The organism is Solibacillus kalamii (genome assembly GCF_002174535.1).
GTDB lineage: Bacteria > Bacillota > Bacilli > Bacillales_A > Planococcaceae > Solibacillus > Solibacillus silvestris.
In genome coordinates this window covers 113,494-133,653 of record NZ_NHNT01000009.1, presented here as the reverse complement: position 1 = coordinate 133,653, position 20,160 = coordinate 113,494, and the positions used below count along the sequence as shown (strand labels likewise).

The window sequence follows — 20,160 nt, the reverse complement described above, 5'->3', positions numbered from 1 at the left end:
GATGGGAATGGGGATTTTTCGTAAAAGACCAATTCGATATCCACTATTAGTATTATTTTTACTTGGTGCAGTAGCAGCTATCCTTATTATGATGTGGAATGTATGGGTGGGAATAGCCTTTATAGCTATTTATGCAGTAGCAGCTTACTACACGGTAAAAGTTGAATTATTAACATATGTAGAAACTGAAAAGCATATTCAAACACTTTCTTACCGGATGGAGGATGTTGGAAAAGAGGCATTTCTGGAAATGCCATTCGGAATCCTTTTAATGAATGATGAAATGACGGTGGAATGGGCGAATCCGTTTATGCTTCGCGTCCTACAGCAAGAATCGCTAGTCGGATATGAACTGGAAATGATATCAGAAGAGCTGCCTATACTTGTAAATCAGGAACAAAAAAATGAAACGGTCATTGCTATTAATGATCGCAAATATCATATTTATTACAAAGAAGAAGAAAAACTTTTTTACTTCTTTGATATTACAAAACAAGTACAGATTGAAAAGCAATATATGGCGGACCGTACAGTACTTGCAATTTTATTTATCGATAATTATGATGAGCTTACTTCGGGCATGGATGACCAGGCACGAAGCGTGACCAATACGATGATGACATCGATTATTAATGAATGGGCAGCACATTATGATATTTTTGTTAAAAGAATTGCATCGGACCGTTACATGGCTGTGTTAAATGAATCGATTTTATCGGAGCTTGAGCAGAAGCGATTTTCAATTTTAGACGTCATCCGGGAACGAACGTTGATGCAGAAAAATTTATCATTAACATTAAGTATCGGAATTGGAGCAGGTTCTCAATCACTTGTAGAGCTTGGGCAATTAGCACAATCGGGACTTGATCTAGTTCTAGGTCGTGGTGGTGACCAAGTTGCCATTAAGCAGTCCAATGGTAAGATTCGCTTTTATGGGGGCAAAACAAACCCTGTTGAAAAGCGCACGAGAGTACGTGCACGTGTAATATCACATGCGCTAAGTGATTTAATACAAGATAGTGACCGTGTTTTCGTGATGGGTCATAAAAGCCCGGATATGGACTCGATAGGAGCCTCTGTCGGTGTACGCAAAATGGTTGCGATGAACGGGATTGAAGGCTTTGTCGTAGTCAATTTTGATGAAGTTCGAGGAAGTGTAGACCGGTTGATGACCGAGTTGGAGCAAAAAACCGATTTTTACGATCGCTTTATTACACCGGACGAAGCTTTATCTAAAATAACTCCAAAATCACTTGTAGTCATTGTCGATACACATAAGCCGAGCATGGTAATTGATAGCCGAATATTAAGTAGAACAGATAAGGTTGTTGTTATCGACCATCACCGTCGCGGGGAAGAATTCATCAATAATCCGACGTTAGTATATATGGAGCCATATGCATCATCTACAGCAGAACTCGTTACGGAGCTGCTGGAATACCAGCCTCAAAATGAAAAGTTATTGCCGCTTGAAGCAACAGCATTATTGTCTGGTATTATAGTCGATACAAAAAGCTTTACATTAAGAACAGGTGCGCGTACATTTGAAGCCGCTTCGTATTTACGAACATTTGGTGCTGATACCGTGCTGATTCAACGTCTGTTAAAAGAAGATGTAGAAACATATGTCGCCCGTTCAAAAATTATTCAAACTGTTGAATTTCCGTTTGCAGGAATTGCGATTGCAAATGGTGAAGATTCAAAAATATACGATTCCGTACTAATCGCACAAACGGCAGATATTTTACTTACAATGAAAGATGTCGGTGCCTCGTTTGTCATTGCTCATCGCAATGATGGATTAATCGGTATTAGTGCACGTTCATTAGGAGAAGTAAATGTCCAGCTTGTCATGGAAAGGCTTGGCGGTGGAGGTCATTTAACAAATGCTGCTACCCAAATGGAAGCACAATCCATTGACGAAGTGAAAAAGTATTTATATGAAGCAATTAATGAAGTAATTGAAGGGAGTAAAGAATCATGAAAGTAGTATTTTTAAAAGACGTAAAAGGTAAAGGCAAAAAAGGTGAAATTAAAGAAGTAGCAGAAGGTTATGCACGTAACTTTTTAATTAAAAACGGTTATGCAAAAGAAGCTAATAACCAGGCAATTAGCGAACTGCAAGGTCAAAAGCGATTAGAAGAAAAAAATGCGGCAGCAGAGTTGCAGGCAGCGAAAGATTTAAAAGAGCAATTAGAAGCAATTACAGTAGAAGTAAAAGCGAAATCAGGTGAAGGTGGTCGCCTATTTGGTTCGGTATCTACGAAGCAAATTGCAGATGCACTACAAAAGAAACATGGTTTTAAAGTAGACAAACGTAAAATGGATTGTAATGAAGGACTTCGTTCATTAGGTTTTGCCAATGTACCAGTGAAGTTACATCAAGATGTAAAGGCTACTTTAAAGGTACATGTAATTGAAGAGTAAGGAGCGACAACAATGAACGAATCCATGATGGACCGTGTTCCTCCACATAATAGTGAAGCGGAACAATCGGTCATTGGAGCCGTTTTCCTTGAACCACAAGCTCTAATAACAGCATCCGAAATTGTTATAGCAGATGATTTTTATCATATTGCCCATCAAAAGATTTTCCAAACGATGCTGAACTTGAGCGATCAGGGAAAAGCAATTGATCTTGTCACTGTAACGGAAGAATTATCAGCCAAAAAAGAGCTCGAGGATATCGGCGGATTAAGCTATATTACGGAACTGGCAAATGCTGTTCCGACGGCTGCCAATATTGCACATTACGCAAAGATAGTAGAGGAAAAGGCGATTTTACGTCGCCTTATTCGCGTTGCATCTAAAATTGCAGATGATGGATATACGCGCGAAGATGAGGTAGAAATTCTTTTAGCAGAAGCTGAAAAGAAAATGCTTGAAGTTTCGAACCGCAAAAATGCGGGCGATTTTAAGCACGTAAAAGATGTACTCGTTCAAACATTTGATAATATTGAACAGCTCCAGTCACGTGAGGGGGATGTGACAGGTATTCCTACCGGTTTCCGTGATTTGGACAAGATGACGGCCGGTTTCCAACGCAACGATTTAATTATTGTGGCAGCCCGTCCATCGGTTGGTAAAACAGCCTTTGCCTTAAACGTAGCCCAAAGTGTTGCTGTAAAGGCCCGTGAAAATGTAGCGATTTTCTCTCTTGAAATGGGAGCAGACCAGCTTGTCATGCGTATGTTATGTGCAGAAGGAAATATCGATGCACAACGGTTGCGTACAGGCGCTTTAGAAACAGAGGACTGGAGCAAGCTGACGATGGCTATGGGAAGTTTATCAAATTCCGGTATTTACATCGATGACTCTCCGGGTGTACGCATGACAGATATACGTGCCAAATGCCGACGATTAGCTAAGGAAAACGGTTTAGGAATGATTATGATCGATTACTTGCAGCTTATTTTAGGTAGCGGTAAACCAGGGGAAAACCGTCAGCAGGAAGTATCGGAAATTTCCCGTTCATTAAAAGGTTTAGCGCGTGAACTAAAGGTACCTATAATTGCCCTCTCACAGCTGTCGCGTGGTGTAGAGCAACGTCAGGATAAAAGACCGATGATGAGTGACTTGCGTGAATCTGGTTCGATTGAGCAAGATGCCGATATCGTAGCCTTCTTATACCGTGATGATTACTACGATAAAGAATCGGAAAGTAAGGATATTATCGAAATCATTATTGCAAAACAACGTAACGGTCCAACAGGCACGGTAAGCTTGGCATTCCGTAAAGAGTACAATAAGTTCTTAAATTTAGAATTTACCCCACCTCCACGAGAGGAATAATCGTTAAACACGAACGTTTCACATTGATTTAATGTGTACGTTCGTGTTTTTTGTTGACATTTAGGATTTATAATTGTTAAAATGTTCATGTTTCATCATTAAGGAATTAAAAGGTAAATTCTTATGAAAAAGAATGAAATACTTAATACGTAATTTTCATTAGGTGAATCATTCGTCGGAGGTGCACATAGATGACAGCTGTAGTTGTAGTAGGTACGCAATGGGGAGATGAAGGAAAAGGCAAAATTACCGATTTCCTTTCAAAAAGAGCAGATGCAATCGCACGTTATGCTGGTGGGGATAACGCAGGTCACACAATAAAAATTGGTGGAGAAACATATAAATTGCATTTAATCCCTTCAGGAATTTTTTATCCGGATAAACTTTCGGTTATAGGAAATGGTGTTGTTCTTAATCCGAAATCAATTGTAACGGAATTAAAAGGACTGCAAGCTAGAGGAATTGATACATCGAATTTAAGAATTTCCAATCGTGCACACGTAATTTTGCCGTATCACATTTATCAGGATATTGCAGAGGAACAGGCACGTGGTGATGAAAAAATAGGCACAACAGCAAAAGGAATTGGTCCATGCTACCAAGATAAAGTTGCCCGGATCGGGATTCGTGTAGCAGACCTATTAGATAAAGAAACATTTGAAAAGAAATTACGCGCAAATTTAACATTAAAAAATCGCTTATTTACAAAGTTTTATGAAGTAGAAGGATTACAATTTGATGATATCTTCGAGGAATACTTTGCTTATGGTCAGGAAATTGCCCAATATGTAACGGATACATCGAAAGTGCTGAATGATGTTATTGAAGAAGGCGGTAAAGTGCTGTTTGAAGGGGCACAAGGGATTATGCTTGATGTAGATCAAGGTACTTATCCATATGTAACTTCTTCAAATCCAGTGGCAGGCGGGATAGCAATTGGATCAGGAGTTGGTCCAACAGCAGTAGAACGCGTCGTTGGCGTTTGTAAGGCATATACATCTCGTGTTGGAGATGGTCCATTTCCTTCTGAACTTCATGATGAAATTGGTCAGCAAATTCGGGAAGTAGGCCGTGAATATGGTACAACAACGGGCCGCCCACGTCGTGTTGGTTGGTTTGACTCGGTCGTTGTTCGCCATTCACGCCGAGTTTCGGGAATAACGGATTTAGCATTAAATTCTATTGATGTATTATCAGGTCTTGAAACGGTTAAAATTTGTACAGCGTATGAATATAACGGAGAACAAATTACAGAATACCCGGCGAACCTGGAAATCATTAAACAGTGCAAACCTGTTTATGAAGAACTGCCAGGTTGGTCAGAAGATGTGACAAACGTTCGGACATTTGATGAGCTGCCTGATAACGCGAAAAATTATATACACCGCATTGTAGAGCTTACAGGTATTTCATTAATGACATTCTCAGTAGGCCCTTCACGTGAGCAAACGAATATCGTAAATGAAATCTGGAAATAACCGGTTTGAATATAAAAGTGTATTAAATGTCTAACAGACTTTAATACGCTTTTTTATTATTTCTAATAAAATGAAAAAGAGGATACTAAGTGGGTGAATATACTATTTTAACTAATTAAAATGTAACAAATTTTTAGATAATAATACATTTACATTACAAAAAGACTGGAGCGGTTCATTTGAAATGTGAAATATGATACATTAGCGAAGTGTGTTTTTTGACCATTACGGGCTATTAAAAGAAAATACAAACATTTTTATAGAATAGATAGGTAGTCGAAAGGAGCTTTATCATGAGTTCAAAAGGAAACAAGTTAGACTTAAAAAAACATAATCTAAGTCTAATGAATCGTCATAATAGAAAACTTAAAATGGCAACATTATTTGCATTACTTGTTTCTACAGTGACATTCAATATAGGTTTCGCGAATGAAACAGATAAAGAAAAATTCGCTAAAGTTTTCCACGTTTATGTAGCTGATACATACGTAGGTTCTGTTGCAGATGAAGCAACAGTAAATGAGATTGTCGACCAAAAAGAGCAAGAGGCAATCGAACAATATGAAGATTTAACAATTGACGCTGGCGCAGATATTTCAATCATCCCAGAGCAAGTATTTACAGTCGAAGCTAATGAAGAGCAGACATTAAAAAACCTTCAGGAAGCAATAACTGTTCAGGCAAAAGCCTACTCCCTAAAAGTAGGGGAAACAGACGTTGCATCAGTGAAGGATAGAGAAGAGTTCGAAGCTGTAATTGACGGATTAAAGCTTCAGTTTGTGTCACAAAAAGATTTAAAAGAATTGCAAAACAATGCTACTAAAGATTCTCTACCCGAATTGAAGGATGATGAAACACGCCTGGTTGATCTTACATTATCAGCTCCGATTACAGGAGATGAAGTGTTAGCCGAGCCAGAGGAGATTGTTTCAGCCAAACAAGCGGTACAGCTTTTACAAACAGGTGCATTAGAGCAAAAAGTATATACGGTAAAAGCAGGAGATGTGTTAGGTTCGATTGCAAAAGACCACAATTTAACAACTGCTGAATTATTAAAAATCAATCCTACACTTAAAGCAGACACTGTCCTGAGTATAGGCGAACAAGTTAACGTAACTGTACAAAAACCGTTTGTTACTGTAAAGGCAGTTTATGAAAAGAAAAAAGTAGAGGGAATCGACTTTGCGAAAATCGTTAAAGAAGATGAAACGATGCTTAAAGGCAAAAAAGTAGTTAAGCAGGAAGGCGAAAAGGGCAAAAAGGAAGTTTCCTACTTAATTACTGAAGAGAATGGTGTCCGAACGGAAAGAATACAATCAGAGGCAAATGTAGTAGCCGAGCCTGAAGAACGTGTTGTTGTTGTCGGAACTAAAGTAATCCCTTCAGTTGGTACAGGTAACTTTGCTTGGCCTGCAGTTGGTGGCTATATATCAAGTAATATGGGAGAGCGTTGGGGACGTTACCACTACGGAATTGATATTGCCCGACCATCAAACTATACGATAAAAGCATCGGATAACGGTGTTGTTAAAACTGCAGGTAAGCATTCAACATACGGAAATTATGTCGTGGTTAACCATAAAAACGGTTTTGAATCGTTATATGCTCATTTATCTCGTATTGACGTAGAAGTTGGACAAGTAGTTGAACAAGGTTCCGCTTTAGGGCAAATGGGTTCAACAGGACGTTCAACAGGTACACATTTACATTTCGAAATTCATAAGAACGGTACAGAAGTAAACCCGTTATCATATTTAAATTAAATTTTAGCAGTCCAAGCGGAGTTTTGGGCTGCTTTTTCTATAATATGGTCATTAGTTAATTTAATGGGTAAAGTTCAAAAACTATTCTTATATGGGTGGAATATTTCCCGGAAAATAATCATAGCAATATAGCTGTATAATGCACCAAATTGCAAAGCATGATAGAGTAGTTATAGTAAAAATAAAAGATAACCTTTCATAATTATATAGAGAATTTATGAGAAAAGAGGAATTAGATGATGGATAAAACGATATTAGTTGTAGACGATGAAAAACCGATTGCAGACATTCTGCAGTTTAATTTAATAAAAGAAGGTTATCGCGTCATTTGTGCATACGATGGGGACGAAGCGCTTCAAAGAGTAGAAGAGGAACAGCCGGATTTAATGTTGCTGGATATTATGCTACCTAAACGTGACGGCATGGAAGTATGTCGTGAAGTGCGTAAAAAATATGATTTCCCAATTATTATGCTAACGGCAAAAGGGTCGGAAATCGATAAAGTGCTAGGACTGGAAATGGGTGCTGACGATTATGTAACAAAGCCGTTCAGTACACGTGAATTAATCGCCCGTGTAAAAGCGAATATGCGCAGATTAAATGTGCCTGCTCAAATAGAAGAGGCACAGGCGGAAACGAATGATATTGTAGTAGGCTCTTTAACGATTCAGCCAGATGCCTATTTAGTATTAAAGCGTGACGAGTCAATTGAATTAACACACCGCGAATTTGAATTACTGCATTATTTAGCAAAACATATTGGTCAAGTAATGACGCGTGAGCATTTGCTGCAAACAGTATGGGGTTATGATTATTTCGGTGATGTACGAACAGTGGATGTAACAATCCGCCGTTTACGTGAAAAAATTGAAGATAATCCAAGTCACCCTTTATGGATTGTTACGAGACGAGGAGTAGGCTATTACTTACGAAACCCTGAACAGGAGTAAAATACATGCAAAAAGTGAGCTTTTTTAAGTCCATCCATGTAAAGCTTGTATTGATCTATGTCCTATTAATTATTATTGCTCTTCAAATTATAGGCATTTATTTCTCAAAGCAGCTGGAGACGAATTTAAAAACGAATTTCCAAGATTCGATTCGCCAAAGAATAGAGCTTGTGCATTATAGTGTACGTGAAGAAATGTTAAAAGTGCGGGATGAAAATACGCCTCCTACGATAGAGGATAGTTTAAAGTCCATTTTGCAGGGGTTTTCTACAGAAGATATTAACAAAATCAATGTAGTGGACCCTCAATACCGTATATTGGCTACTTCCGATAATGACCAGGCAATTGTTGGTCAGCGGATAAATGAAGAAATTATACAACAGGCGGCGTCTTCCGAAACACTGTTGGAAAAGATTTCAATGGATCGGGATACAGGAGAGCGCATGTGGATACTGGCGGTCCCTATTATGGATAATGTAGAGCCTAAAGGAGAATTGAAGGGTGTCATTTACGTTCAATCGAATATTGAAAAGGTATATGAGCAATTAAATGAAATTAATCGTATTTTTGCAGCAGGTATTGCAGTTTCACTTGCTATTACGATTATATTAGGAATTTTAGTTGCGCGAACTATTACTCGCCCTATTTCCGATATGCGTAAACAGGCGCAGGCAATGTCAAAAGGGAATTATGCAAGGAAAGTCCGTGTATACGGAACAGATGAAATCGGTCAGTTAGCTATTGCCTTCAATCATTTAACCAATCGTCTGCAGGAAGCACAATCTACAACAGAGGCTGAACGCCGAAAACTGGCAAGTGTACTTAGTAATATGACAGATGGTGTAATAGCAACAGACCGTAAAGGGAAAATTATTTTAATTAATGATCCGGCATTGGAATTGCTTCATGATTCACGTGAAACAACTTTAAACCGCCCGATTGCATCGGTATTGCGTTTAGACCAGGAATATAGTTTTGAAGACTTGATTCATATGAAAGATCCTGTGAATCTTGATTTTAGTATGAATGATGCACCATATATGTTACGAGCAAACTTTTCTGTAATTCAAAAGGAAACAGGTTTTGTAAATGGTCTGATTACTGTATTGCATGATATTACCGAACAGGAAAAAATTGATATGGAACGTCGTGAATTTGTTGCGAATGTTTCACATGAATTGCGTACGCCGTTAACGACGATGCGCAGCTATTTAGAAGCACTTGCAGAAGGTGCATGGAAAGATGAAAATATAGCGCCGACATTTTTAAACGTCACGCAAACTGAAACAGAGCGTATGATCCGCCTTGTTAATGATTTGCTGCAATTATCAAAAATGGACAGCCAGGAGTATGAACTGAACTTGGAGTTTGTTGAATTTAATAAGTTTTTCACTCGAATTATTGATCGATTTGAAATGTCGAAGTCACGAAATGTAGAGTTTATCCGATTGCTTCCGGAAAAAAGTTATTTTGTTGATATTGATACCGATAAGCTTACGCAAGTAATCGATAATATTATTTCAAATGCATTGAAATATTCTCCGGATGGCGGCAATATTCGTTTTGGTTTTACCGTGCATGATAATATGCTGCGTGTCATGATTTCAGATGATGGCATGGGAATTCCGAAAGAAAATGTGACACGTATTTTCGATCGTTTTTATCGTGTAGACCGAGCAAGAGCAAGGTCGATGGGTGGAACAGGTTTAGGTCTTGCAATTGCTCGTGAAATGATTGAAGCACACGGCGGGAAAATTTGGGCAGAAAGTGAGGAAGGCCAGGGTACTACGATATTCTTCACATTGCCATATGAATTGGATGAAGCGGGGGATTGGGAATGAAATATGTTGAACAGATAAAATCTCTTTTATTAGCATTCCTCGTTTTACTCAGCATTGTGTTCACACTTCTTATTTGGAATTACAAACCGGAATATGAAACGATAAAGGAGACCCAGATTGAGGAAGTACTTGTCGGCAAACCTAAGGATTTACAGGAAGTAATAAAACCGTACAGATTGTTGTATCGCCAAAATGACCAATTTTACGGGACAGTCTCTTCAACACCTTTAAAAGGTTTATATAAACACTTACGTTCATGGCAAGTTTACGAGATGGAATTAATTAAAAATGACCTTTCAGACAGTAAAATGAATGAAATGGTGCGTACGAATAATCGTATAACAATGTTTTATAATGAAGAAATTCCTTTGCGCGTTTTCTCTAATCTATTGTCATATAATGAAAATGAAATACCGGATGCAAGCTTTACACGTCTTATTATAGACTGGTCAAATGTTGAAAATAGCGATCAGATACAGTTGCTCTTCCTAAACACAGAAAAACGTTTATATTATAGAGCGTATGCAAGCGTACCGGATAAGGATTATTTCATGGAGAAGGTAATTGAACCGGCAAATGATTATAGCCAATATGTTGAAGTTGAACGGGATGCTTTACGTTCTTTATATGTAGCCAAAGATCCTATACAGTCAGCAAGGTACAGATATTTAGCTGAAGAGATTAAACCTGATCTATTTAAAAAGATTCTGTTCACCGATTTAAAAATCGTACAACGGAATATTGAAAGTTCTCAATCCGAACGCTTTACTGATGGGACATCGTTAATGACAGTTGATAGCCAAAATCGTATTATAAATTATGTATACCCGACTGCAGAAAGTATTGCACCGATTCCTCCCGCAAGATTATTAATAGATAGCTTTAATTATATAAATGATCATGGTGGGTTTTCAATGGATTACCGCTTGTCCTCTATGAACATTGGAAGGCATAGTACAGAGTATCAGCTATTTGTACAGGGGCTTCCTGTATACAGTGATGTTACGATAACGCGTCTAGTAACTACATGGGGGGAAAACCGTATTTTCCGTTACCGCCGTCCTTATTATTCAATAGGGTCAGTTTTCCAAAGAGTACCGAGAGAGCTCGAATCAGGAGAACAAATAATTGAATCACTGCGTAAAAATGATAATAACTTATTTAAAGAAACAGAGGAAATCGTTGTTGGGTACGAGTTAACGCAGGAAAAATCTGAGGAAGATACGGATATAATCGTATTGGAGCCACGTTGGTTTGCCGTTACAAACAATGAATGGACACGCCTTTCACCCCAGGAAATAGGGGGTGATGAATTTGGATTGGAGTAGAACGAAAACTATTTTTATATGGGTTTTTCTAGTATTGAATATCTTTTTATATACGCAGTATTTAGAGAGCTATAAAGAAGGAGAGAAAATAGAAGTTTTAGGGGAAACGGTGGAAATCGAAGCCCGTTTGAAGGAAGATAATATAACGTATATTGCCCTTCCGAACAATAAGGAAAGTGCGGCATATTATTCCGGACAAATTAAAAATTTCTCTCCATCTGAAGTGCCATACTTTCCGAATCAAAGTGCAACGATTGAAAATAACAATAAGCTGGTTGTGACGATGGACAAGCCTGTGAAACTTCAGAAAAGCGATACCCGAGATTCATATACTGATTTTGTCCACAACAATGTATATGAAGGTGATTCCTATGTGCTTTGGAATATTGATGAAGAGAAAAAAGAAGCGACATTTTTCCAGAAGGTAAACGATGTAACATTGTATTATAATGTGCGTGGTTATGTAAAACTTTATTGGGATGATAACAACCGCATTGTTTCCTATGAGCAAACAATGCTGGAAGAGCATAAAAAATTAGATAAAGAACAGAATCTATTAACTGCAAGACAAGTATTGCAGATTTTATATGGAAAGAATTTATTAAAACCAGATTCTCAGATTACGGAAATGAATCTAGGCTACTCTACAATTGTTCAATTAACGCAAACACAAGTATTTGCACCGACATGGGAAGTACGGGTGAAGCTGGCTGATGACAAGGAAGAAATACATTTTGTGAATGCGGTACAGGGACGAATTGTAGAGATCCAAAATGATTTATCCGAAATTGTCGAGCAGACAGAGGATTTGGAATAGTAGGGAGTTTTAACAATGCGATTTAGCGTTTTAGCAAGTGGCAGTACAGGAAACGCAGTCTACGTAGAAAATGATGAACATTCATTTTTGATTGATGCAGGCTTAAGCGGAAAGAAAATGGAGCAACTGTTTGCTAATATAGATCGTGATATGAAAAATTTATCAGGTATTTTAGTAACACATGAGCATAGTGATCATATTAAAGGGCTCGGTGTCATTGCACGTAAATATAATATTCCTGTATTTGCAAATGCAAAAACATGGACAGCAATGGATGGGCTCGTAGGAACAATTCCGACAGATTTATGTTTCGATTTTGATATGGAAACAGTAAAAACATTTGGAGGACTGGATATTCAATCATTTGCCGTGTCTCACGATGCTGCTGAACCGATGTTCTATACATTCTATGAAAACGGACGAAAGCTTGTTGTCATTACAGATACAGGCTATGTCAGCGACCGGATGAAAGGATATATCTCAGCGGCAGATGCCTATGTATTTGAAAGTAATCATGATGTGAGTATGCTTCAAATGGGCAAATACCCTTGGAGTATTAAACGCCGTATATTATCCGATGTAGGACATGTTTCGAACGAAGATGCTGCAGTGGCAATGGCAGATGTTGTAGCTGAAAAACCGACACAAATTTATTTGGCGCATTTAAGTAAAGACAACAATATGAAAGATCTGGCGCGGATGAGCGTAGAACAGACATTGCAGTCTTGCGGCATTATGGCAGGGGAATATCTGCATCTGCATGATACCGATGCAAATGAGCCGACAAGGCTTGTGACAGTTTAATTTCAGCAAGGCATAATTGAAGTAAATATGGGTAAAAGATAGGTGTGTTAAAAGTTTCTACTTTTAGCATACCTTTTTAATTTTATTGACAATTTTTAATTAGGTTTTATGAGATTTTCATCTAATTTTAATGTTAAGTGTGTATGCTATCAGTAAGAAGAAATAAGGAAGGATGAGCGATATGGGATACTATCCTGAAGACGATAAGAAAGAAACCCAAAATGATCGTATTGCAGAGCTTGAGGCTCGTTTAAAAAGAGAAGAAGAAGAAAAAAAACAGCGGCAGAATAGAAAAGAAAAAAAAGGCGGCAGTAAAGGCGGGTACTTTTTATCTGGCTTGAGCGGTGTTGTCGTTGGTGCTTTATTATTATGGCTCCTGCTTCCCTCATTGGCAAACCAGTTACCAGGTGGTAATGAAGTGAACTCGGTTACAAATGACTCCCCCAACTCAACAATTAGTCAAACTGCAACAGAGGTGACAACAGATGTAACAAATGCGGTCGAAAAAGTATCGAGTGCCGTTGTTGGGATTACAAATATTCAAAATGTAGCACCGAACTTCTGGAACCAAAGTACGGGAGAAGCTCAAGCGGTAGGTAGCGGTTCAGGCGTTGTATATAAAAAAGAAGGGAACTTTGCCTTTATCGTTACAAATCACCATGTTGTGGATGGTGCAGAACAAATTGAAGTAACTTTAGACGATGGTGAGAAAGTAAAAGCAGAGCTTATTGGTTCTGATATTTGGACAGACTTAGCAATACTTTCAATACCAAGTGAAGGAATTGAAACAGTAGCTAACTTCGGAGATTCGGATGTATTAAAACAAGGTGAAACGGTAATTGCCATCGGAAATCCATTAGGATTAGATTTTTATGGTTCGGTAACAACAGGTGTAATTTCAGGGAAAGATCGGTCTGTACCAGTCGATTTAAATGAAGATGGTGCGGAAGACTGGTCAACAGAAGTATTACAGACTGATGCAGCGATCAATTCAGGGAACTCTGGTGGCGCTTTAGTGAATATTGCAGGAGAATTAATCGGTATAAATTCGATGAAAATTGCCCAGTCTTCAGTTGAGGGCTTAGGATTTGCAATTCCGATCAATTCAGCAATTCCAATTATTGAACAACTCGAAAAGCATGGTGAAGTACAACGCCCAACAATGGGAATTTCCTTAGTCGATTTAACGGAAGTACCGGCTTATTATCAACAGCAAACATTAAAATTGCCTGAAGAAGTAACAAATGGCGTTGTCATTTCTCAAGTTGTACGAGGTTCAGCTGCTGATAAAGCTGGTTTGCAACAGTACGATGTCATTGTGGAGATGGATGGCGAAAAAATTGAAAATGCAATTGAGCTTCGCAAACATCTATATAATGAAAAATCCATTGGCGATACACTAAAAATTAAAGTATATCGTAACGGTAAAATAGTAGAAGCTAATTTAGAGTTAGTGGAAAATGCACAATTGTAAATGTGGATAACTTAATTAAAGAGTGAAATTGTACACAACGGGTAGAGAAGAAAAAGGCTTGTCTTTTCTACTCGTTTTTTGTCTGTTACAATGGGTTGTGGATAACATTTCAAAAATTGTGAATAAGTTTGTGGAAATTTCAGAAAAGAAAGAAGGTTTAAAAATGAAGACATACAGCTGTGAAACCCATATAGATCATGCGTTAGATATGCACGTGGCAGAAACGGAACAATTCCCTATGATGGATTTTTTATCGGAAGAGGAAAAGTTATCAACAACTTGTTCTTACTGTGAACAGTCAGCAACATATGTTGTATCAAGTAAATAACTTTACACAATATATAGTTTTTATTTGTGGATATGTGCATAACTTTTGTGGATAACTTGTTTGTAAATGGAACGTAAAGGTGGATAAGTTGTGAATATTACTATCATCTCGGTTGGTAAATTAAAAGAAAAGTATTTAAAAATGGGCATCGAGGAATATGTGAAGCGATTAGGCGGCTATGCAAAAATCGATTTAGTAGAAGTCCCGGATGAAAAAGCACCTGAACAGTTAAGCGATGCCGATATGGAAATCGTCAAACGAAAAGAAGGTGACCGTATCCTTGCGAAAATTAATGATGGTACATATGTCATCGCTTTGGCACTCGACGGTAAAATGAAAACGAGCGAAGAAATGGCGGCAGATTTAGAGGCGCTGATGACTTACGGGAAAAGCAAAGTTGCGTTTGTTATAGGCGGGTCATTAGGGTTGCATACGGATGTACTTAAGCGCGCGGATGAAAAACTATGCTTCGGAAAAATGACGCTGCCTCACCAGTTGATGAAACTTGTGCTAGTAGAACAGATTTACCGCAGTTTTAGAATAATTAAGGGTGAACCTTATCATAAGTAAGTGCGGTTTTATTGGAATTACATTTGAAATCTTCTGGAAACTTATATATTATAATCTTATACAATAACGCCCGAAGTAAAACGGGAGAGGTTCATAGCTAATACCCTCTATAAAAAACTATGGAAACATGACAATTCGCCATGTCCATATAGGACATGGCTTTTTATGTTTTAATCATATGTTTTAATAGAACGATTCGTAGCAACCTCTCTTGGAAAGTGTCGGAAACATTTTACGAGGGAGTTTTTATATTTATATGCTGGAGGAGATTTTAACGTATGCCAGATTTTAGAATTGTCGATAAGCTACAAAAAATGGATGTAGATATTAAAAGAAGTCAATTAAAGTATCATGCAAAACGTGTGCTTGTGAGTAAAGAGTTTACGTTTGACGCCGCGCATCATTTACATAACTATGAGGGAAAGTGTAAAAATCTACATGGACATACGTATCGTGTGATTTTAGGCTTAAGCGGTTATACGGACGATCGAGGATTGATGATTGACTTTGGGGATATTAAGGAAATGTGGAAGCAAATCGAAACATATTTGGACCATCATTATATCAATGAAACGCTACCACCGATGAATACAACAGCTGAAAATATTGTTGTTTGGATTTATGAAAAGTTACATGAAGCTTTGCAAAAGGAGCAACGTTATGATGGTGCACGTGTAGAGTTTATTAAGCTATATGAAACGCCTACGAGCTATGCTGAAGCAAGAAGGGAATGGATGGAAGTTGAGTAAAGTCCCTGTAATCGAAATTTTCGGTCCTACAATTCAAGGCGAGGGTATGGTAATAGGTCAGAAGACGATGTTTGTACGCACAGCTGGATGTGATTATGCCTGTTCTTGGTGCGATTCGTCATTTACATGGGATGGAAGCGGCAAGCATTTAATCGTGCAAATGACGGCGGAGGATATTTGGATGGAGTTAAAACGTCTTGGTGGAAATAGGTTTTCGTTTGTCACAATTTCAGGAGGAAATCCAGCACTTCTTTACAACTTAGGTGCACTGATTGCCATTTTGAAAAAAAATAATATAAAAATTGGGGTAGAGACGCAAGGAAGTAAGTGGCAGGATTGGCTATACGATATCGATGAATTGACAATTTCGCCAAAACCACCTAGCTCAGGTATGACCACAGATTTTTTGATGCTGTCTCATATTTTAGAGAAGTTGAAAATTCGAAATGGTAATCAGCAAATGTCGCTAAAAATCGTAGTGTTTAATCAAGAGGATTATGAGTATGCCAAAGAAGTACATCGACGATACCCAGACACTCCACTTTATTTACAAGTCGGAAATGATGACATTACCTCTTTAGACACTGGCCAATTAGCAAACTATCTATTGGCAAAGTATGAAATGCTCATTGATCAAGTGATGATGGATGAACAATTAAACGATGTTAAAGTACTGCCACAGCTGCATACCCTCATCTGGGGAAATAAAAGAGGGGTGTAATTCGGGGCTGTAAAATTATGGTAAAATGTTAAGTGTGCTTGAATATAGTATGAAGTGAATTCTAACTGTTTAAGAAAAGCAAAATTTTTAAAATATTGATTTACATATACCAATATGTATTATAAAATGAAAAATAATGAAATACCTGAGTTGTCAGGAGAGGTTCATAGCTGATACCCTCTATAAAAAACTATGGATACATGTATATTACGCCATGTCCATATCGGATGTGGCTTTTTTTTATGCCTCTAATAGTTTGTTTATAGTTGTTACAGTTAGCCCTCCTTGGAATACTACGGTATTAGCTTAAGGAGGTTTTTTTATGTCTGGTCGTCACCAAACAGAAGGATTAGAAGATTTAACATTATTAGGGAATCAAAACGTGAGTTACACATTTGCATATGCACCAGAAGTATTAGAGTCTGTTGACAATTTACATGTAGGCCGTGATTATTTTGTGAAATTTAATTGCCCAGAGTTTACAAGTCTTTGTCCGATTACGCAGCAACCGGATTTTGCAACAATGTATATTTCATATATTCCAGATAAAAAAATTGTGGAAAGTAAGTCGTTAAAATTATATTTATTTAGTTTCCGCAACCACGGTGATTTCCACGAAGATTGTGTAAATATTATTATGAATGATTTAATTAAACTTTTAGATCCTCGCTATATTGAAGTATGGGGAAAGTTTACGCCACGTGGAGGTATTTCAATCGATCCATGGTGTAACTACGGTCGTCCAGGTACGAAATATGAAGAAATAGCAAACTATCGTTTAATGAATCATGATTTATATCCTGAAAAAATTGATAATCGGTAATTTTTTCAATCAATAAATTTTGCTTGCAAAGAGAGGGGAAAGATAATGAAACATGATAAAGCCGTTGTTGTATTTAGTGGCGGGCAAGATAGTACAACGTGTTTGTTTTGGGCTTTAAAAAACTTTAAAGAGGTAGAAGTTGTAACTTTTGATTATGGACAACGACATGCACTAGAAATTGAATGTGCTAAACATATTGCACAGGAGTTGAACGTACGACATCATATTTTAAATATGTCGCTCTTGAATCAGTTAGCACCGAATGCTTTAACGCGTGACGATATCGAAATAAATGAAGGAGAGGAAGGCGAGCTCCCATCTACATTTGTACCGGGCCGTAATTTAGTTTTTTTATCATTCGCAGGGATTTTAGCAAGCCAAATTGGCGCTAAGCATATTGTGACAGGTGTATGTGAAACCGATTTTAGTGGCTATCCAGATTGTCGCGATGCCTTTGTAAAATCATTAAATGTCACATTAAATTTATCAATGGATACATCATTTGTTATACATACGCCACTCATGTGGATCAATAAAGCAGAGACATGGGCTTTAGCGGATCAGCTAGGTGCGTTTGATTTTGTACGTCAAAAAACATTGACATGTTATAACGGAATAATAGCGGATGGATGCGGGGAGTGCCCGGCATGTAAGCTTCGTCTGCAAGGAATGGAAGCATATGTACAATCGTTAAGATAGGAGGATTTTATGAGTAGAGTTTTACTTTATTTAATATCAATTGTTACGGCAAATGTCGTAACAGCGAGATTTATGCCACTTGAATTTGGAATGTTTATTGTACCGATGGGCTCATTCTTTATTGGTGCGACATTTATTTTCCGCGACATAGTTCAAAATAAATATGGCCGCAAAAAGACATATGCCTTTATTTTCTTAGCGTTAGTATTTTCAGCAGTGGTGTCCTATTTATTAGGAGATACATTGGTCATCGTTGCAGCTTCAGCCTTGTCATTTTTAGTAGCAGAAACGACAGATACAGAAATTTATACACGTTTAAAATTACCGATGGCGTGGCGCGTGTTTTATAGTGGAATTGTAGGAGGCTTGTTAGATTCGGTTATTTTTGTAGTTGTAGGATTAAGTCCAATTGGTGCAGGCTTTATACCTTGGGTAGCCGTCCCTGCAGCTATAGTTGGTCAAGTGATTGTAAAAATAGTCATGCAAATGATTGGCGCGGCTTTATTAGCGCAAGGTTTAGTATATAAAGAAAAGCGTCTATCTAAAATGTCCGCCTAATTAATGTAATAATATGCTAAAGTATTTTTTACCGCACTTACATTAGTTAAGGTGAACCGTATCATAAGGTTTTTGAAACAGGCACATTCGCTTCATGCGATTGTGCCTGTTTTTCTACTAAAGTATAGGTTGTAACTAAGTAAGCACTTTAATTGGCAACTGTTTCTGAAAATTCATCTCTATCTGCCAAAAAATATAAACCGGTAGCAATGATCGATGTAGAATTAATTTAACTTTGGTTAATTGATCATTTCTATTCTGATGTATTTTGTTTTTGGTCTAATTGATGACTAAAGAAAGTTAGCAGACTTGCACAGACGGCAATTATCCCACCGACCCAAGCTACATTCATTAAATTTCCTTGATGGTACACAATTCCACCTAATGCAGAACCAAAAGCGATACCTACGTTGCTTGCCACTGGCATTAGTGAAGCGGCGAGTCCTGTTGCTTTTGGCTGATAAATTCCTGCAAGGTCAATTAAATATAGCTGAGTAGATGTTGTTAAAAGGATAGCCATTAACGACATTAATCCAATATTTATTAATCCTAAAACAAATTGATTGGTAGTCCAAAATAAACTTGTAAGAACAACTGCTTGCACGAGAAAAACAAACCGAAGGCGACCGATTGCATTTTGGCTAGCAATTTTACCAGCAAGGATGTTGCTGAAAATCGAAATAAACCCATAACTAAATAAGATTATACTAATTGACTTATTTGGTGCTCCCATTTCTTTCAAGATGGGTACAAGGTATGTAAAGACTGCATAAGTTGCGCCAAATCCGAGTGCAGGAATGAAAAAAGCCATCAATATACGAGGCTTGGTCAATAAAGAAAACTGATCACGTATCGAACTGCGTACTTGGCTGAGTCTATGAGGTAAGACAAAAAAGGATGCCAAAAACGCCAATCCTCCTAGGAAAGTGGTTAACATGAAAGTGGCATTCCAGCCGTACTCTTCGGCGATAACAATACCAATTGGCACTCCAACGACATTTGCAAGTGTGAAACCACCGAAAACGAATGAAATAGCAAGTCCGCGTTTTTTAATCGGTATGGTTTCACTTGCTACAATCATGGCTAGAGAGATTAAAACTCCTGTTACAATCGCTGTCATAATCCGTAGTGTAAGGAGCATGATATAGCTTGTCGAAATTACGCACAAAGCATTTAGAATGATGAAAGATGCTATTAAAAACAACATCCATTTTCGCTTTGGTAAATGACTTGTTACTGACATCACCAGTGGTGTAGCGATGGCAAACGTAATTGCAAACGCAGAAACGAGTGTGCCGGTTTTTACATTAGTCATATTAAGACTTGAAGAAATATCTGTTAAGATTCCGACAATAACAAATTCACTTGTCCCGAGAACAAATGTTAATAAAGAAAGTGTTAAGATCAGCAACCAATGTTGCTTTGATAATTTTGTGGAGTGCATAAATACCTCTTTCTTAGATGA

The 20,160-nt window shown here is 37.7% G+C and carries 19 protein-coding genes and 2 riboswitches; of the genes, 18 read left to right on the top strand and 1 reads right to left on the bottom strand.

Annotated elements, in window-relative coordinates; genetic code table 11:
- Positions 1-7: 7 nt before the first annotated feature.
- The 18 genes from CBM15_RS13495 to CBM15_RS13410 all read left to right on the top strand — a co-directional run bounded on the left by CBM15_RS13495 (position 8) and on the right by CBM15_RS13410 (position 18,695).
- A complete protein-coding gene (locus CBM15_RS13495) occupies positions 8-1,984 on the top strand; it encodes a DHH family phosphoesterase (protein WP_008408343.1) in 1,977 nt (658 codons plus the stop codon).
- A complete protein-coding gene (gene rplI / locus CBM15_RS13490; RefSeq protein WP_008408342.1) occupies positions 1,981-2,427 on the top strand; it encodes a 50S ribosomal protein L9 in 447 nt (148 codons plus the stop codon). Before CBM15_RS13495 ends, rplI begins: the two co-directional genes overlap by 4 nt.
- A gap of 12 nt (positions 2,428-2,439) precedes the next feature.
- Positions 2,440-3,792 carry a replicative DNA helicase gene (gene dnaB / locus CBM15_RS13485; protein ID WP_087617915.1) on the top strand — a complete coding sequence of 451 codons (1,353 nt, stop codon included), beginning with the start codon at positions 2,440-2,442 and terminating at the stop codon, positions 3,790-3,792.
- 191 nt (positions 3,793-3,983) lie between these two features.
- Positions 3,984-5,270: an adenylosuccinate synthase gene (locus CBM15_RS13480; protein ID WP_087617914.1), complete on the top strand. Its 1,287-nt coding sequence runs from the start codon at positions 3,984-3,986 to the stop codon at positions 5,268-5,270.
- A 293-nt stretch (positions 5,271-5,563) separates the two neighbouring features.
- Positions 5,564-7,033: a M23 family metallopeptidase gene (locus CBM15_RS13475; RefSeq protein WP_087617913.1), complete on the top strand. Its 1,470-nt coding sequence runs from the start codon at positions 5,564-5,566 to the stop codon at positions 7,031-7,033.
- A gap of 239 nt (positions 7,034-7,272) precedes the next feature.
- Entirely contained in the window at positions 7,273-7,983 is a 711-nt protein-coding gene (gene yycF, locus CBM15_RS13470) for a response regulator YycF (protein WP_008408338.1), read from the top strand.
- 5 nt (positions 7,984-7,988) lie between these two features.
- Entirely contained in the window at positions 7,989-9,824 is a 1,836-nt protein-coding gene (gene walK, locus CBM15_RS13465; protein WP_087617912.1) for a cell wall metabolism sensor histidine kinase WalK, read from the top strand.
- Positions 9,821-11,152, top strand: coding sequence for a YycH family regulatory protein (locus CBM15_RS13460; RefSeq protein WP_087617911.1), 1,332 nt, complete (start codon positions 9,821-9,823; stop codon positions 11,150-11,152). The genes walK and CBM15_RS13460 overlap by 4 nt, the downstream gene beginning before the upstream one ends.
- Positions 11,133-11,969 carry a two-component system regulatory protein YycI gene (locus tag CBM15_RS13455; protein ID WP_239534849.1) on the top strand — a complete coding sequence of 279 codons (837 nt, stop codon included), beginning with the start codon at positions 11,133-11,135 and terminating at the stop codon, positions 11,967-11,969. The genes CBM15_RS13460 and CBM15_RS13455 overlap by 20 nt, the downstream gene beginning before the upstream one ends.
- Positions 11,970-11,984: 15 nt before the next feature.
- Positions 11,985-12,773 carry an MBL fold metallo-hydrolase gene (locus CBM15_RS13450; protein WP_087617909.1) on the top strand — a complete coding sequence of 263 codons (789 nt, stop codon included), beginning with the start codon at positions 11,985-11,987 and terminating at the stop codon, positions 12,771-12,773.
- Positions 12,774-12,954: 181 nt separating this feature from the next.
- Entirely contained in the window at positions 12,955-14,247 is a 1,293-nt protein-coding gene (locus CBM15_RS13445; RefSeq protein ID WP_087617908.1) for a S1C family serine protease, read from the top strand.
- A 163-nt stretch (positions 14,248-14,410) separates the two neighbouring features.
- Complete coding sequence (locus CBM15_RS13440; RefSeq protein ID WP_041865814.1) at positions 14,411-14,575, top strand: CxxH/CxxC protein; 165 nt, start codon at positions 14,411-14,413, stop codon at positions 14,573-14,575.
- A gap of 90 nt (positions 14,576-14,665) precedes the next feature.
- Positions 14,666-15,145 (top strand): 23S rRNA (pseudouridine(1915)-N(3))-methyltransferase RlmH, encoded by a 480-nt coding sequence (rlmH, locus tag CBM15_RS13435; RefSeq protein WP_087617907.1) that lies wholly within the window; start codon positions 14,666-14,668, stop codon positions 15,143-15,145.
- A gap of 80 nt (positions 15,146-15,225) precedes the next feature.
- Positions 15,226-15,272, top strand: a riboswitch (PreQ1 riboswitch).
- 151 nt (positions 15,273-15,423) lie between these two features.
- The gene (queD, locus tag CBM15_RS13430; RefSeq protein ID WP_087617906.1) at positions 15,424-15,894 is read left to right on the top strand and encodes a 6-carboxytetrahydropterin synthase QueD; all 471 of its coding nucleotides are present in this window, start codon (positions 15,424-15,426) and stop codon (positions 15,892-15,894) included.
- Positions 15,887-16,615 (top strand): 7-carboxy-7-deazaguanine synthase QueE, encoded by a 729-nt coding sequence (gene queE, locus CBM15_RS13425; RefSeq protein WP_087617905.1) that lies wholly within the window; start codon positions 15,887-15,889, stop codon positions 16,613-16,615. The genes queD and queE overlap by 8 nt, the downstream gene beginning before the upstream one ends.
- 153 nt (positions 16,616-16,768) lie before the next feature.
- A riboswitch (PreQ1 riboswitch) is annotated at positions 16,769-16,815 on the top strand.
- A 122-nt stretch (positions 16,816-16,937) separates the two neighbouring features.
- Positions 16,938-17,438, top strand: a complete 501-nt coding sequence (gene queF / locus CBM15_RS13420; protein ID WP_087617904.1) for a preQ(1) synthase — start codon at positions 16,938-16,940, stop codon at positions 17,436-17,438.
- A 45-nt stretch (positions 17,439-17,483) separates the two neighbouring features.
- Entirely contained in the window at positions 17,484-18,137 is a 654-nt protein-coding gene (gene queC, locus CBM15_RS13415; protein ID WP_087617903.1) for a 7-cyano-7-deazaguanine synthase QueC, read from the top strand.
- Positions 18,138-18,146: 9 nt separating this feature from the next.
- On the top strand, positions 18,147-18,695 hold the full coding sequence (locus CBM15_RS13410; RefSeq protein ID WP_087617902.1) for a VUT family protein: 549 nt from the start codon (positions 18,147-18,149) through the stop codon (positions 18,693-18,695).
- A gap of 253 nt (positions 18,696-18,948) precedes the next feature.
- Here CBM15_RS13410 and CBM15_RS13405 read toward each other — a convergent pair whose 3' ends face one another.
- Complete coding sequence (locus CBM15_RS13405) at positions 18,949-20,139, bottom strand: MFS transporter (RefSeq protein ID WP_087617901.1); 1,191 nt, start codon at positions 20,137-20,139, stop codon at positions 18,949-18,951.
- Between the last annotated feature and the right edge of the window lie 21 nt (positions 20,140-20,160).

Bases quoted from the DNA above. Each gene is read 5' to 3' on its own strand.
- queC (WP_087617903.1), top strand. From the start codon at position 17,484: ATGAAACATGATAAAGCCGTTGTTGTATTTAGTGGCGGGCAAGATAGT.
- yycF (WP_008408338.1), top strand. From the start codon at position 7,273: ATGGATAAAACGATATTAGTTGTAGACGATGAAAAACCGATTGCAGAC.
- CBM15_RS13460 (WP_087617911.1), top strand. From the start codon at position 9,821: ATGAAATATGTTGAACAGATAAAATCTCTTTTATTAGCATTCCTCGTT.
- CBM15_RS13455 (WP_239534849.1), top strand. From the start codon at position 11,133: ATGAATTTGGATTGGAGTAGAACGAAAACTATTTTTATATGGGTTTTT.
- CBM15_RS13440 (WP_041865814.1), top strand. From the start codon at position 14,411: ATGAAGACATACAGCTGTGAAACCCATATAGATCATGCGTTAGATATG.
- CBM15_RS13405 (WP_087617901.1), bottom strand. From the start codon at position 20,139: ATGCACTCCACAAAATTATCAAAGCAACATTGGTTGCTGATCTTAACA.
- CBM15_RS13495 (WP_008408343.1), top strand. From the start codon at position 8: ATGGGGATTTTTCGTAAAAGACCAATTCGATATCCACTATTAGTATTA.
- CBM15_RS13450 (WP_087617909.1), top strand. From the start codon at position 11,985: ATGCGATTTAGCGTTTTAGCAAGTGGCAGTACAGGAAACGCAGTCTAC.
- CBM15_RS13445 (WP_087617908.1), top strand. From the start codon at position 12,955: ATGGGATACTATCCTGAAGACGATAAGAAAGAAACCCAAAATGATCGT.
- CBM15_RS13480 (WP_087617914.1), top strand. From the start codon at position 3,984: ATGACAGCTGTAGTTGTAGTAGGTACGCAATGGGGAGATGAAGGAAAA.
- dnaB (WP_087617915.1), top strand. From the start codon at position 2,440: ATGAACGAATCCATGATGGACCGTGTTCCTCCACATAATAGTGAAGCG.
- walK (WP_087617912.1), top strand. From the start codon at position 7,989: ATGCAAAAAGTGAGCTTTTTTAAGTCCATCCATGTAAAGCTTGTATTG.
- rplI (WP_008408342.1), top strand. From the start codon at position 1,981: ATGAAAGTAGTATTTTTAAAAGACGTAAAAGGTAAAGGCAAAAAAGGT.
- CBM15_RS13475 (WP_087617913.1), top strand. From the start codon at position 5,564: ATGAGTTCAAAAGGAAACAAGTTAGACTTAAAAAAACATAATCTAAGT.
- CBM15_RS13410 (WP_087617902.1), top strand. From the start codon at position 18,147: ATGAGTAGAGTTTTACTTTATTTAATATCAATTGTTACGGCAAATGTC.
- queD (WP_087617906.1), top strand. From the start codon at position 15,424: ATGCCAGATTTTAGAATTGTCGATAAGCTACAAAAAATGGATGTAGAT.
- queF (WP_087617904.1), top strand. From the start codon at position 16,938: ATGTCTGGTCGTCACCAAACAGAAGGATTAGAAGATTTAACATTATTA.